This is a genomic window from Sphingomonas sp. BAUL-RG-20F-R05-02 (genome assembly GCF_022662305.1).
In the GTDB taxonomy this organism is placed as follows: Bacteria; Pseudomonadota; Alphaproteobacteria; order Sphingomonadales; family Sphingomonadaceae; genus Sphingomonas.
Genome location: NZ_JAKNQH010000001.1, coordinates 766,325 through 779,485, shown reverse-complemented (window position 1 = coordinate 779,485; position 13,161 = coordinate 766,325). Strand labels below are relative to the sequence as shown.

Annotated in this window: 10 protein-coding genes; 7 read left to right on the top strand and 3 right to left on the bottom strand. The window is 63.2% G+C overall.

The window, feature by feature from the left end; translation table 11 throughout:
- Positions 1–76: 76 nt before the first annotated feature.
- Complete coding sequence (locus tag L8F97_RS03695) at positions 77–1,810, bottom strand: DUF885 domain-containing protein (protein ID WP_242146621.1); 1,734 nt, start codon at positions 1,808–1,810, stop codon at positions 77–79.
- Positions 1,811–1,927: 117 nt separating this feature from the next.
- Here L8F97_RS03695 and L8F97_RS03690 point away from each other — a divergent pair, with 117 nt between their 5' ends.
- On the top strand, positions 1,928–2,836 hold the full coding sequence (locus L8F97_RS03690) for an alpha/beta fold hydrolase (RefSeq protein WP_242146620.1): 909 nt from the start codon (positions 1,928–1,930) through the stop codon (positions 2,834–2,836).
- A 100-nt stretch (positions 2,837–2,936) separates the two neighbouring features.
- Here L8F97_RS03690 and L8F97_RS03685 read toward each other — a convergent pair whose 3' ends face one another.
- On the bottom strand, positions 2,937–3,263 hold the full coding sequence (locus tag L8F97_RS03685; protein WP_242147151.1) for an FtsB family cell division protein: 327 nt from the start codon (positions 3,261–3,263) through the stop codon (positions 2,937–2,939).
- Positions 3,264–3,334: 71 nt separating this feature from the next.
- Positions 3,335–4,612 (bottom strand): phosphopyruvate hydratase, encoded by a 1,278-nt coding sequence (eno, locus tag L8F97_RS03680; RefSeq protein WP_242146619.1) that lies wholly within the window; start codon positions 4,610–4,612, stop codon positions 3,335–3,337.
- 142 nt (positions 4,613–4,754) lie between these two features.
- Here eno and L8F97_RS03675 point away from each other — a divergent pair, with 142 nt between their 5' ends.
- The 6 genes from L8F97_RS03675 to L8F97_RS03650 all read left to right on the top strand — a co-directional run bounded on the left by L8F97_RS03675 (position 4,755) and on the right by L8F97_RS03650 (position 12,983).
- Positions 4,755–5,273, top strand: a complete 519-nt coding sequence (locus L8F97_RS03675) for a hypothetical protein (RefSeq protein WP_242146618.1) — start codon at positions 4,755–4,757, stop codon at positions 5,271–5,273.
- A gap of 23 nt (positions 5,274–5,296) precedes the next feature.
- Positions 5,297–5,644: a phage holin family protein gene (locus tag L8F97_RS03670; RefSeq protein WP_242146617.1), complete on the top strand. Its 348-nt coding sequence runs from the start codon at positions 5,297–5,299 to the stop codon at positions 5,642–5,644.
- Positions 5,641–5,946 (top strand): DUF3618 domain-containing protein, encoded by a 306-nt coding sequence (locus tag L8F97_RS03665; RefSeq protein ID WP_242146616.1) that lies wholly within the window; start codon positions 5,641–5,643, stop codon positions 5,944–5,946. Before L8F97_RS03670 ends, L8F97_RS03665 begins: the two co-directional genes overlap by 4 nt.
- Positions 5,947–5,951: 5 nt before the next feature.
- Complete coding sequence (locus L8F97_RS03660) at positions 5,952–6,422, top strand: hypothetical protein (RefSeq protein WP_242146615.1); 471 nt, start codon at positions 5,952–5,954, stop codon at positions 6,420–6,422.
- Positions 6,423–6,606: 184 nt separating this feature from the next.
- A complete protein-coding gene (locus L8F97_RS03655) occupies positions 6,607–8,721 on the top strand; it encodes an autotransporter assembly complex protein TamA (protein ID WP_242146614.1) in 2,115 nt (704 codons plus the stop codon).
- Positions 8,721–12,983, top strand: coding sequence for a translocation/assembly module TamB domain-containing protein (locus L8F97_RS03650; protein WP_242146613.1), 4,263 nt, complete (start codon positions 8,721–8,723; stop codon positions 12,981–12,983). The genes L8F97_RS03655 and L8F97_RS03650 overlap by 1 nt, the downstream gene beginning before the upstream one ends.
- Positions 12,984–13,161 lie beyond the last annotated feature (178 nt).

Sequence of the window (13,161 nt, the reverse complement as noted above, 5' to 3'; positions counted from 1 at the left end):
CCTCTTAGGATAGCGCGTTACGAAAACCAACCTGCTGCGCTGCGGCAGAGGTTGGTTTCGCATCGCTGTAGCGCGGTTAGAACACCGCCTTGCCATCGCCGCCGAGCATCGCCTTGCGAACTAGCGGGATCGGCGGTCCCCCAAAACTGAGGAAGGTGTCGTGAAATGCCTTCCAGCTTGCCCGGCCGCCATGCTGCGCCGTCCAGTCGGCGCGCAGGCGGCGGATCATCAGCTTGCCCATCGTGTAGTTGAGGTACGCCGGATCATAGGTGCCGCGCGCCGATTGCTGGCGGGCGTTGCCTTCATCCTGATAGCATTGCTCCACGAACATCTTGCGCGATTGCTCCTGCGTCATGCCGCGCGCGTGCAGGCCGATCGCAGACAGGAAGCGACAATCCCTCAACAAGGCATTGGAAAGCTGGCCGATATGCGTTTCGGGGTCGCCTTTGTGCAAGCCTGCTTCCCACATCATCTCCTCGGCATAATGCGCCCAGCCTTCGGCGAAGGCGTACCCGACGAACAGCCGACCGAACAGCGACGGCGAGTGGTTGGCGTGGCGGAACTGGAGGAAGTGGCCGGGCATCACCTCATGCACGGTGGTGAACAGCAGGTCATCCTTGCCGGGGATGAAGTCCGCTTGCATCTGCTTGCTCCACGCCGGATCTGGCGGGGAGATGTAGTAGATCGACGGTACGCCTTTCTCGAATGGCCCGGGCGGATCGATGTACGCGGAGTTCTGCCGGTTATACGGCGGGCTCTCCTCGACCAGCGCCTGTTCGTTGTCGGGAATCGAGACGATGTCGTTGGCGAGCACGAACGCACGCAGTTCGGGGATCTGCTTGCGTGCCTCCGCGACGGGATCGTTGTTGGCGGGTTTGTCGGCGTTCATCTTGGCAACGCAGGCGGGTACGGTCGCGCCGGGTGCGAACTGGCCGCATGCCGCGACCAGCGCCGTGCGGTTGCGGCTCAGATCGGCCTTGCCCGCCGCTTCCAAGGTATCGAGCGGTACGTCCACGCCCTCGGTCATGCTCAGCATCCGCAAGAAGCGCGCCGCGCCGAGGGCGAAGTCCTGCGTCTGCGTGGCGCGCTGGCTTTGCAGCCAGGCGGCGAGATCGGCCATCGCCTTGCTGGCGGCGCCGGACGACTTGGCAAACTCGTCCTGCAGCGCGGGGCTTTTCACCCCTGCGAACGCCTTTCTGGCGTCGCCGCCGTAATAGTCCGCGAAGCCTTTGAACGCGGCGACCCCATAATCGATGTAACTCGCCGGCATGGGCGTCTTGAGGTTGGCGCGGATGTTGGCGGCGGCCTGCGGGATCTTGCGGAACAACGTGATGGTGGCGCGCATCCGCGTCGCCGGATCGGCATAGTTGCGCGCGATGTAGACGTTCGGGTCGAGGCCTGCGCCGACATACCACGCCGGGTTGGTATGCGGCTGGTCGGCATCCTCCAGCCAGAACAGCTTCCCCTGCGCGACGGCGATGAGATAGGCGCGCTCGAACGCGCCCTGCTTGTCGAGTTTGGCAGGATCGAACGCCTTGGCCTTGGCAATCGCGTCACGCAGGAAGTCACCCTGTTGCTTGAGGCCGGCGGCGCTCCAGTCGCCCAGACCGCCGTCGAAGGCGTGCCGGCCCTGATACACCGCATCGGCGGGCGATACCTTGAACCAGTTTTCAATGAAGGCGTCGCGGAAGGCGGGCCAGCTCGTCACCGGCAGCGGGCTGATCGCGGCAGTGGCGGATGGGGCAGGGGCCTTGGCGGTGCAGCCGGCGATTGCGAGTGCGGCAGCGCCTGCCAGCCAGAGTTTGCGCATGGTCTCTCCGATTCGGTGTGGCCGGGATGCTGGCAGCTTGCGCGCGCCCGCGCCAGCCCGGCGGAACGGCGCGCCGTGGCGCACGTTCTTGCTCACGATCCGAACAGGAGACGATCAATGCCCTATATCAAGACGCGCGACGGCACCGACCTCTATGTCAAGGATTGGGGCAGTGGACGCCCAGTGGTGCTGATCCACGGCTGGCCGCTGTCGTCGGACAGCTGGGACGCGCAGGCGATGGCACTGGCCGAGTCCGGTTTCCGGGCGATCGCCTATGATCGTCGCGGTTTCGGCCGGTCGAGCCAGCCGTTCACCGGCTATGACTATGACACGTTGAGCGACGATCTCGCCGACGTGCTGGAAGCAACCGGCGCGCAGGATGCGACACTGATCGGCTTCTCGATGGGCGGCGGCGAGGTTGCGCGCTATATGAGCCGCCATGGTGGCAAGGGTGTGGTCGGCGCCGGGCTGATCTCGTCGGTGGTGCCGTACATGCCGCAGACGGACGACAATCCGCACGGCGCGCCGGTCGACCAACTCACCGGCATCGTCGATGGCATCAAGGTGGATCGCTACGGGTTCTTCGCGACGTTCTTCAAGCAGTTCTTTGGTGTCGGGTTCATCTCCTCGCCGGTCAGCAACGAGACGCTGGACTGGGCGCAGCAGCAGATGAGCATGGCGGGTCTGAAGCCGATCCTTGCCTGCGCGGAGTCGTTTGCCTTTACCGATTTCCGGCCCGACCTGTCGGCATTCCGTGTGCCGACGCTGATCGTTCACGGCACTGCCGACAAGACTGTGCCGATCGATCCCACCGGTCGCGCGGCGGCGGCGGCGATCGGCCAGTCGCAACTGGTGGAATATGACGGCGCGCCGCATGCGCTGACGCTCACCGAGAGCGACCGATTCACGCGCGATCTGTTGACGTTCCTCGGACATCGGCCGGCAGTGGATGTGCCGGGCACGGTCGAGGAGGAGGTGCAGCGCGAACAGTTCCTGCACCCGCAACTGGCGCCGATCGTGCCGTAAGCTGGTTTGGAGAAGTGGGGTGACCAAGTCACTCCACTTCCGTCGTCGGATTAAGCAGTAAGACGCGGCTCTGAACGTGCGTGCACGTCTTTCGTGCGGCTTACTTCAGCGGGACGATGACCTCGTCGGGGTGCGCGACGTTAAGATCCTTGCGCACCAGTTCGTCGACCATATCCGGATCGGCGTTCTTCGGGTCGAGCAGGCCGACCCGGTTCTTCAGAACGTCGCGCTGCTTGGTGAGCAACGCGAGTTCCGTCTTTTTACGAGCGAGGTGCTTCTCGATATCGCCGTAAGCGAGCGCGCCGTTCGGCCCGATAATCGCGTAGGCGCCAAAAAACGCGCCTACGGTCAAGAGGGCCGCCGGCGGCCCCGCTTTACGGAGGACCACCCGGAACGAGGTCCGCTTCGGAGATGCGCGCTTTGCCATACGCATCGTAATCGCGCATCGCGACTCGTCGATCAACCCCGCTTTAACGATATTCTTTACGGAGCGGGTAACTACTTACGCAGCACCGAACGGCCAGCGTAATAGGCTGCGTCGCCCAGTTCCTCCTCGATGCGGATAAGCTGGTTGTACTTGGCGAGCCGATCCGACCGCGCGAGGCTGCCCGTCTTGATCTGCCCGCAGTTGGTGGCGACCGCGAGATCAGCGATCGTCGCATCCTCGGTTTCGCCGGAGCGATGCGACATGACGGCGGTATAACGCGCGCGCTGCGCCATCGACACGGCTTCGAGCGTCTCGGTCAGCGTGCCTATCTGGTTGACCTTGACCAGAAGCGAGTTGGCATATCCGCCCTCGATACCGCGCTTGAGGCGCTTTGGATTGGTGACGAACAGATCGTCGCCGACCAACTGGCATTTGTCGCCAATCATGTCGGTCAGCGCCTTCCAGCCCTCCCAATCGTCCTCGCTCATGCCGTCCTCGACCGAGAAGATCGGGTAGCGGGCGACGAGATCGGCGAGGTAGCCGGCCATTTCGTGGCTATCGAGGATCTTGCCCTCGCCCGAGATGTCATACTTGCCGTTCTCGTAGAATTCGGTAGCGGCGCAATCGAGCGCGATCATCACGTCGTCGCCGGGCTTGTACCCGGCCTTCTCGATCGACGACATGATGAAGTCGAGCGCGTCGGTCGTCGAGGCGATGTTGGGCGCGAACCCGCCTTCATCACCGACCGAGGTGGCGAGGCCCTTGTCGTGCAGACCCTTTTTCAGGGTGTGAAAGATCTCCGAGCCGCACCGCACCGCCTCCATGATCGACGAAGCGCCGACCGGAACGATCATGAACTCCTGAAAATCGATCGGGTTATCAGCGTGTTCGCCACCGTTAATGATATTCATCATCGGCACCGGGAGAACATGCGCGGAAACGCCGCCGACATATTTGTAGAGCGGCATGCCACGCGCATCCGCCGCCGCCTTGGCGACCGCCAGCGAGACGCCGAGGATCGCATTCGCGCCGAGCCGACCCTTGTTCTCGGTCCCGTCGAGCGCGATCATCGCAGCGTCGACATCGGCCTGATCCTCGGCGTCCATGCCGATCACTTCATCGGTGATCTCGTCGTTCACCGCGTCGACCGCGCCTTGCACGCCCTTGCCCGACCAGCGGCTCTTGTCGCCATCGCGACGCTCGACGGCTTCATGCGCACCGGTCGATGCGCCCGAAGGCACGGCGGCGCGACCGAAGCTGCCGTCTTCCAGCATCACATCGACTTCGACGGTAGGATTGCCCCGGCTGTCTACGATCTGACGGGCGTGAATGTCGATGATTGCGGTCACGAAACGATCCTTCTATCGTGGGCCTTGGGCGGCGTTCGCCCGGCCTCTACCGGCATATCACGTCGCCCGCAATTCGTAGCGCCGATGGAACCGGCTCCGTCGCTGCCGGTTGAGCGCACGACAGTTCGAGAAAGGGCATTCCATGGCCGACGACACCATCAATAAACCGACCCCCGCCGTGCTGAACGATCTGCCGCTCGACGAGGACACGATCGCCCCGGAGCGGGACGCACCCGAAGCCAAGGTTGAGACGGCAAGCCCGACGCAGACGCTGAAAGACAGCGCCGCGAAGCTGTCCAAGGAAGCAACCGATCGCGCGCGCAGCTATGCCGAGGATGGTAAGGCCCGGGCTGGTGGTGCGCTCGACGAACTGGCCCGTATGGTTTCGGACGCAGCTGCGCAGGTCGACGAGAAGGTCGGCCCGCAATACGGTCAATATGCCCGTACGGCCGCCGAGACGATCACCGGCTTCTCCGACCAGATCAAGGCGAAGGAGCTCGATGAACTGATCGAAGACGCGCGCGGTTTCGTCAGCAAGAGCCCGGCAATTGCCATCGGTGCGGCTGCGGCGATTGGTTTCGTGCTTGCGCGACTGGTCAAGTCAGGGCTCGAGCCGGAAGGTTCAGCACCCTCGGCCGCGCCCGTGGACGAACAGGTCTGATCGCGCGTTTGCCAGAGGATAGCATGGCCGAGAACACAAACGACGAAGACGGTATTGGTACGCTGGTTAGCCGTCTGGTCGAGGACGCCAAGGCCTTCGTGCGGGCCGAGATTGCGGTATACCAGGCCAAAGCGCTTAAGTTGGTGGCCGATTATCGCACGGCAGCAATCCTGTGCATCGTCGCGCTGATCCTCGCGCATGCCGCGATCATCGCGCTGCTGGTTGGCGTTATTATGAGCATCGCGCAGGCGCTAGGACCAATTTGGGCGACGGTTATCACGATCGGTGGCACTTTTGCGATCGTTGGGCTGCTAATAGTCGTCGCACTGTCGATGGTCCGTAGCGCCGGCCGGAAAGGAGTGTCGCAATGAGTGCTGCCGATGAAAATCTGGCACTTGCGCAGACGCAGGCGCGCGCAGCCAAGGCCCGACTTGATGAGACAGTCGGCGCTCTACGTGACAAGGTAGATCCGCGCACGATCGCGAGGCACGCGGCCGATGGCTTGCGTGAGCAAGGCGAGGTAGCGGCCGCGGTAGCGCAACGAAACCCGGGGGTGGTTGCTGCGATACTGACTGCGGCTGGGGTGTTGCTGATACGGCGACCGGTGATGGCGCTGTTTCGCCGAAAGAAGAAATCTGTTCCTCACATCACCCGCAAGGGCGCGAAAGGATAACCGCAATGACCGTTCAGACCCACGAGGCCGCGCGCAAAGGAAACGAAACCAGTCAGAAGGCCGGGGTGCGCGACACGCTTGAAACGACGTTGGAGAATGCCAAGGATTCTGCCAGCAAGGCGCTCGCTTCCGCAGGCGATACCGCCAAGGAAACCGCTCGTAAAACGGCTGAGGGTATCGAGGCGAACCCGCTTTCGGTGTTGGTCGGCGGTGTCGCGCTCGGTGTGCTGGCAGGCGCACTGATCCCACGCAGCGACCGTGAGGCGCAGCTGCTCAAGCCGGTCGGGCAACGCCTCACCGATGCGGCGCGGGGTGCAACCGATGCTGCGAAGGAGGCTGGCCTTGCCGAACTTGACGGGCTCGGATTGAGTCCGAACGCTGCGAAAGATACCGCAGGCAAATTGATCGAAGGATTGCTCAAGGCGCTGTCGACCGCCGGTTCGGCGGCGGCAAAAGGGGCGATGGGCAAGAACTAAGCCGACCTTGCAGTGCGGCGAACTTTGCCGCACTGCCGCTAAAGTACCTTTTTACCGTGAAACCAATTTGGTAGAGGCGCGTTTGCGGTAACGAGGGGCGGGATCAAAACGGTTCGCTCTTGCTAAGGGGTAGAGCTGTTTGATTTCGCCGGGTTTCTCGACAAGTTGGTTAGCGATCGCAGTTATGGGCGCTGCGCCCCAGCAGTTGCCGCCAGCCGCGCCAGTGCCTGCCATGCAGCAGATGCCCGATCCTGCCGCCGATCAGCCGATTGTTCCCGAGGCGGAATTCGACAAAGCGCTGCCGCCGCTAAGCAGCGATATCAACGCCCCGCTCGAGCCGATGGCTCTGGAGCCGGTCGGGACTTTGCCTCCGCCTCCAGTAACTCCAGCTACCGGCGTAGTCGCAGCCGCCCCGAAGTCGGCGGAGCCCGCGCCATCCGGGATCAGCAGCGCGGCGGGCACGCCTACGACCGCCCAGGACGTTTCTGCCGAGCTTGACCGGCCGCTACCGCCGCTGGCTACCTTTGATTCGACGCCGTTCGTGACCGTGGCCGACAAGACTGAGAAAAGTCCGGAGATCCGCTACGACACGGTTGTGAACGGGCTGGACAAAGTCGGCCTCCTGGATGAATTCCGCGCCCACTCCGTGCTGAAGAAGAGTGGCAAGGCCGCCAATGCGGCGGTCGTTTCAGCGCGCGCTCATGAAGATGAGGAATTGGCGGGGCGCGTAATGCGGTCGATGGGATATTACGACGGTACCGCCGTCGCCACGATCGAGACCATCCCGAACGAGCAGGGTCGTGTCCGCGCTATCGTCAACGCGACACCGGGCAAGCAGTATCATCTCGGGTCGGTTAAGGTGGTTGCTGATCCGACTGTTCCGCCCGACCTGATCGAGAATGCACTTGCTCTCAAACCGGGCGATCCGATCGAGGCTGGTCGTGTGCAGGGATCCGAAGCGAACGTCGCCTTGGTGCTGCCGCAGAACGGCTACCCCTTCTCGAAGGTCGGGCAGCGCGACATCCTGCTCGATGAGCAGACCTTGACCGGCGCCTATACGTTGCCAGTCGACATCGGTGCGCGCTCGTCGTTCGGTGGTTTCACGACTACGGGCAAGCTGGCGTTCGACGCACATCATGTCGGCGTGTTGTCGCGTTTCAAACCCGGTGAGATCTACGACAGTCGCAAGGTAGACGATCTGCGTCAGGCGCTGATCGCAACCGGTCTGTTCTCGACCGCGTCGGTCGAGCCTGTGAAGACCGACCGAGTTGGCCCGGACGGTACGCAACAGGTCGATCTGCTCGTAAGGCAGGTGGCCGGTCCGAAACGGTCGCTGGCCGTGAGTGGTGGCTATAGCACTGGCGAGGGATTCAAGCTCGAGGGTTCGTGGACCAACCGCAACCTGTTCCCGCCCGAGGGTGCGCTGATCCTCAACGTGACCGGCGGTTCGCAGGAACAGGGTGCGGGCGCGACCTTCAAACGGTCCAATGCCGGTAAGCGCGATCGGACGTTTAGTTTTGGCGTCGCCGCAGACCATTCCAACTACGACGCCTATAATGCGTTCACGGGTACGGTGTTCGCGCGTCTGTCGTACGATTCCACGCCGATCTGGCAGAAGAAGTTCACTTGGGCGTTGGGCGCTGAGCTGACCGGCACGAACGAAAGCGTGTACGATTTCGGCAAGCCTGGGAACGTTCGTCGCACCTATTTCATCGCGGCCTTGCCTGGTCAGGCACAATGGGACACTACCGACAGCCTGCTCAATCCCACCAAGGGTTACCGCGTCAAGTTGAGCCTCAGCCCTGAAACGTCGGTTCAAGGCAAGGTTAGCCCGTACATCCGCGCTCTGACCGAGGTCAGCGGATACTATCCCATCAGCGATAGCATCGTGCTGGCAGGACGCGTTCGCGCCGCATCGATCGATGGTATTTCGCGCGACGACCTTGCGCCATCCCGGCGATATTACGGCGGCGGTGGCGGTTCGGTGCGTGGCTATGGCTATCAGCGGCTGGGGCCGTTCGATCCAAACGGCAATCCGGTCGGTGGCCGATCGCTGAACGAATTCTCGCTTGAAGCGCGCTACAGGTTCGGCAATTTCGGCATCGTGCCGTTCTTCGATGGCGGCAACAGCTACGAGAGCAGTATCCCGAAGGGCAGCGACATGCGTTACGGCGCTGGTATCGGCGGCAGGTTCTACACCAATTTCGGCCCGCTGCGCTTTGACGTCGCGACGCCGCTCAACAAACGCAAGGGCGACGGTTTGATCGCACTCTATATCTCGATCGGGCAGGCATTCTGATGGCCAGCGAAGCCCCATCCGAGCAGGTCGTTATCGCCAAGACGCCGTTGTGGCAGCGGATCCTCAAGTGGGTCGGCGTCGCGCTTGCGGTGCTGGTGCTGGCGGCGGTTGCGTTGGTGTTCGGCATCAACACGCAACCGGGACGTCGTTTTCTCGTCAATACGATTAACGGTTATACGCTTGCGTCCGGGCTGAACGTGAAGGTCGGTCGGATCGATGGGTCGATCTATGGCGCGATGGTGCTGCGGGATGTGCGCGTACGCGATACGAAAGGCGTGTTCCTCACCTCGCCGGCGATCGCCGTCGACTGGCGGCCGTTTGCTTTCGTCAACAATCATGCCGACGTGCGCAGCGCCTCGGCCGCGCTCATCACCATGATGCGCACGCCTGTGCTGAAGGCGACACCGAGCGACCCAAACGCGCCAACTTTGCCCAGCATCGATATCGACGTCGGCCGGCTCAAGATCGACCGTTTCGTGGTGCAGAAGGCGGTAACGGGACAGACCCACATCATCGGCATCGACGGGGTGGCGCACATCGCCGATCGACGTGCGCAGGTGACCGCCAACGTAGCGGCGTTGGCGGGTGCGGGTGTTGCCGGCGGCGACCGGCTTGCGCTGAAACTCGACGCTGTACCGGACGACAACAAGCTCGACATCGACGCGAAGCTGAACGCCCCCGCAGGCGGCGTGGTGGCGACGCTTGCCAAACTTGGCGCGCCGCTCGACCTGACGATCGGCGGCAAAGGTAGCTGGAAGGCCTGGAATGGCCGAATTGCCGGCACGTTAGGCGGCGCTTCGCTGGCCGATCTGACACTGGCCGCCAACAACGGCAGGTTCAAACTACGTGGCAACGCGCACCCCGGTCTGTATCCCGGTGGAGCGCCAAAGAACGCGGCAACGCCGGTCAACCCCGTTGCCGCCTTGACCGCGCCGCAACTCGACATCGCGCTTGACGCGACGATGAACAAGCGTGTCGTCGATACGATGCTGACGCTCAAGTCCGATGCTCTGGCGGTGGCCGGGCAGGGACGGCTTGACCTTGCCGCAAGCAAATTCGGGCAATTGAAGATCTCCGCAAAGCTGTTGCGGCCTGGTGCGATCGCGCCGAATCTGAACGGCCGCGATGTGGCTGCGAATGTGGTGCTGGACGGGCCATTTGCCACGCCAACGGTCAACTACGTCGTACAGGGTGCGCAGATCGGCTTTGGCGCGATCCGTGTCGATAACGTATATGCCTCCGGGCTGGCGACCGTCGATGCCAATCACATCCTGATCCCGGTCAACGCGCGCGCTGCGCGGGTGGTCGGGCTCAATGCGGCGGCTGGTGGTCTGCTCCAGAACGTTGCGATCAACGGCAACTTCGCGATCCAGAATGGGAAGGTGTTGTCCGATAACCTGCGCATTCGCTCGTCGAAGATCGACGCGACCGCGCTGGTCGTCGCAGACCTCGCAACCGGCATGTACCGGGGTGCGCTTAACGGCAAGGTCAACAATTACCGGGTCGAGGGCTTTGGGATCGTCAGCCTGGCAACGAACGCGAAGCTGGTGACGGCTCCCAAAGGGGGTTTTGGTATCACCGGCCACGTCGTCGCGCGCACGTCGCAAATCTTCAACGAGGGTGCACGGAATTTCCTCGGCGGCAATGCGATCGTGAAGGCGGATGTCGGCTATGCACCTGACGGGATCATCACCTTCCGTAATCTGAAGCTGGCGGCGCCAGATTTCCAGGTGACGCGCGGTGAGGGGCGCTATGATCCGGCGGGCCCGCTGTTGGTCAACGCCGACGCATATTCGAAGCAATACGGTCCGTTGACCGCCCGCGTTACCGGTACCGTGGCGAAGCCGGTCGTACTGTTGCGCGCGCCACGTCCGGGTGTCGGCGTTGGCCTGGTGAATCTTGAGGCACAGGTGCGTGGCACCGGGTCGGCTTACGCGATCGTGGCGAAGGGCGGCACCAATTACGGGCCGTTCACCGCCGACGTGGTCGCCGCGACCGCGCCGACGCTGACCGTCGACATCCACCGAGTACAGTTCGCCGGGGTAGTGGCGAGCGGCAAGGTGCAGCAGTTGAAAGCAGGTCCGTTCGCCGGTCGCGTTCAATTCGCCGGATCGGGGATCAACGGCGCGGCGATCTTGGGTGGCCAGGGTTCGGTGCAGCGCGCGGACATCGCGGCTACGGCGACCAACGCCAAGATACCGGGCGCTACCGAGTTCACGATCGGCCGCGCGATCATCAAGGCGCAGGCGATCCTGTATCCGAAGGCGCCGCAGATCATCGCCGACGCGCAGATCGGCAACGTCCGTTATGGCGCTGCCGTCGTCACCGCGGCCCGCGCCAAGGTAAACTATGCCGGTGGGTCGGGGACGGCGCAGTTGCTTGCCAACGGATCGAGCGGCGTGCCGTTCAAGCTGGCTGCCAATGCAAAGCTCAGCTCGACGCTGTGGCTGGTTGCCGCTCAGGGACAGGCCAACGGCATCGACTTCAAGACGGCCGCGCCGGCGCGCATCGGGATCGCTGGCAGCACCTATACGCTGCAGCCGACCCTGATCGACTTTGGTGGCGCCGCATCGGGTGGCTCGGCACGACTGGCCGGCACGTACGGCAAGGGCATGAGTGTGAAGGCGCGACTGGACCGGATGGACTTGTCGATGGTCAACGCGCTGGTGCCGAACCTCGGCCTTGGCGGCACCGCAAGCGGTGGTGTCGACTTCAGCCAGCCTGCGGGCGCGAGTTTCCCGCAAGCCAATGCCCAATTCCGGATCGCCAACTTCACGCGGGCCAGTCTCGCGACCGTGTCGGAGCCCGTCGAAATCGTGTTTTCGGGCAAGCTTTTGCCGGACGGCGGTGACGCTCGCGCGCTTATCACGCGTGCCGGTACGACGGTCGGGCGCATGGTCGCGACGTTGCGGCCATTGCCGCCAGGGTCGGGCAGCTGGACAACGCGACTGATGTCTGCGCCGCTCAGCGGCGGGATCCGCTACAACGGCCCTTCTGCGGTGCTGTTCTCACTGGCAGGTCTCGCCCAGCAGCAACTCAGCGGACCGATCGCCGTTGCGGCGGACTTCTCCGGTCGCGCTTCCGCGCCGCAGCTCAACGGTCTAATCCGCGCTGACAATCTGACGTATGACCATGATGTTTACGGAACGCGGCTGACCAACATCAGGATGGCCGGGCGGTTCACCAACGATCGTCTCGAAATCACGCAGCTGAATGCCAAGGCCGGCAGCGGTACGGTTCAGGCGCAGGGGTCGGTCGGGTTTGCGGCGGACTCAGGTTTCCCGATCAACATCAAGGCAACGCTCGACAATGCCCAGCTTGCCAAGAGCGATGCGCTCGGCGCGACGGTGAGCGGCACGCTCGCGATTACCAACAGCAAGGCGGCGGGCGGGCAGATCACCGGTGATCTGCGCATACCGAACGCCCGTTACGAAATCGTCACGCAGGGCCAGGCCGAGGTGCAGGAACTGACGGGCGTGCGCCGCAAGAGCGATGTGGCGAAGGCCACTGCATCCGGCGAGGCAACTGCCGCCGGTCCGCCGGGATTGTTCAAGCTGAACATCCACATCCGCGCGCCAGAACAGCTCTATGTGAGCGGCATGGGCCTGGAGTCCGAATGGTCTGCTGACATGCGGGTCAGCGGTACGTCGGCCGATCCCAAGGTCGTCGGCAAGCTGGAGATCGTGCGCGGCACGTACACGTTCTCGGGCAAGCGCTTCGATATCGACCATGGTGTGGTACGCTTCAACGGTGGTCCGCTCGCCGATCCGGAGCTGGATATCAGCGCATCGACAACGGTAGACTCCGTCTCGGCGATCATCGCAATCGGTGGCACGGGGCAGCATCCTCAGATCACCTTCACGTCGACGCCAACGCTGCCGCAGGATGAGGTGCTGAGCCGGTTGTTGTTTGGAACCTCCGTCACCAACCTGTCCGCTACCGAGGCGATCCAATTGGCGGCGGCGCTCAACTCGCTGCGCGGGAGCGGTGGAGGCGGACTGAACCCGCTCGGCAAGTTGCGTTCGGCGACCGGGTTCGATCGGTTGCGGATCGTCGGTGGCGACAAGACGACGGGTCAGGGCACGTCGCTCGCTGCGGGCAAGTACATCACCAAGAACATCTATGTGGAGATCATAACCGACGCGAAGGGGTTCACCGCCACGCAGCTCGAGATCGCGCTGTCAAAGGGATTGAGCGCCCTGTCGCAGGCGGGCACATTCGGTGGTTCGAACGTAAGCCTGCGCTACAAGAAGGATTACTGATCGCCGTTTCGCTTATCACTGTCGAGACGACTGCAATCTCCAATATAGCCGATGCCGGAATCTCGGCATCGGCTATGTCACTGCCACAGTCAGCGCAGCCACCACGTTCGTTTGATATGGATTGCGTCGGAGATATAGGACGTCTGCCACGTCCCAAGCATCGTCCCGGCTGTGATTA

Coding starts and splice junctions, on each gene's coding strand:
- L8F97_RS03695 (WP_242146621.1), bottom strand. CDS start 1,810: ATGCGCAAACTCTGGCTGGCAGGCGCTGCCGCACTCGCAATCGCCGGC.
- L8F97_RS03690 (WP_242146620.1), top strand. CDS start 1,928: ATGCCCTATATCAAGACGCGCGACGGCACCGACCTCTATGTCAAGGAT.
- L8F97_RS03685 (WP_242147151.1), bottom strand. CDS start 3,263: ATGGCAAAGCGCGCATCTCCGAAGCGGACCTCGTTCCGGGTGGTCCTC.
- L8F97_RS03675 (WP_242146618.1), top strand. CDS start 4,755: ATGGCCGACGACACCATCAATAAACCGACCCCCGCCGTGCTGAACGAT.
- L8F97_RS03670 (WP_242146617.1), top strand. CDS start 5,297: ATGGCCGAGAACACAAACGACGAAGACGGTATTGGTACGCTGGTTAGC.
- L8F97_RS03665 (WP_242146616.1), top strand. CDS start 5,641: ATGAGTGCTGCCGATGAAAATCTGGCACTTGCGCAGACGCAGGCGCGC.
- L8F97_RS03660 (WP_242146615.1), top strand. CDS start 5,952: ATGACCGTTCAGACCCACGAGGCCGCGCGCAAAGGAAACGAAACCAGT.
- L8F97_RS03655 (WP_242146614.1), top strand. CDS start 6,607: ATGGGCGCTGCGCCCCAGCAGTTGCCGCCAGCCGCGCCAGTGCCTGCC.
- L8F97_RS03650 (WP_242146613.1), top strand. CDS start 8,721: ATGGCCAGCGAAGCCCCATCCGAGCAGGTCGTTATCGCCAAGACGCCG.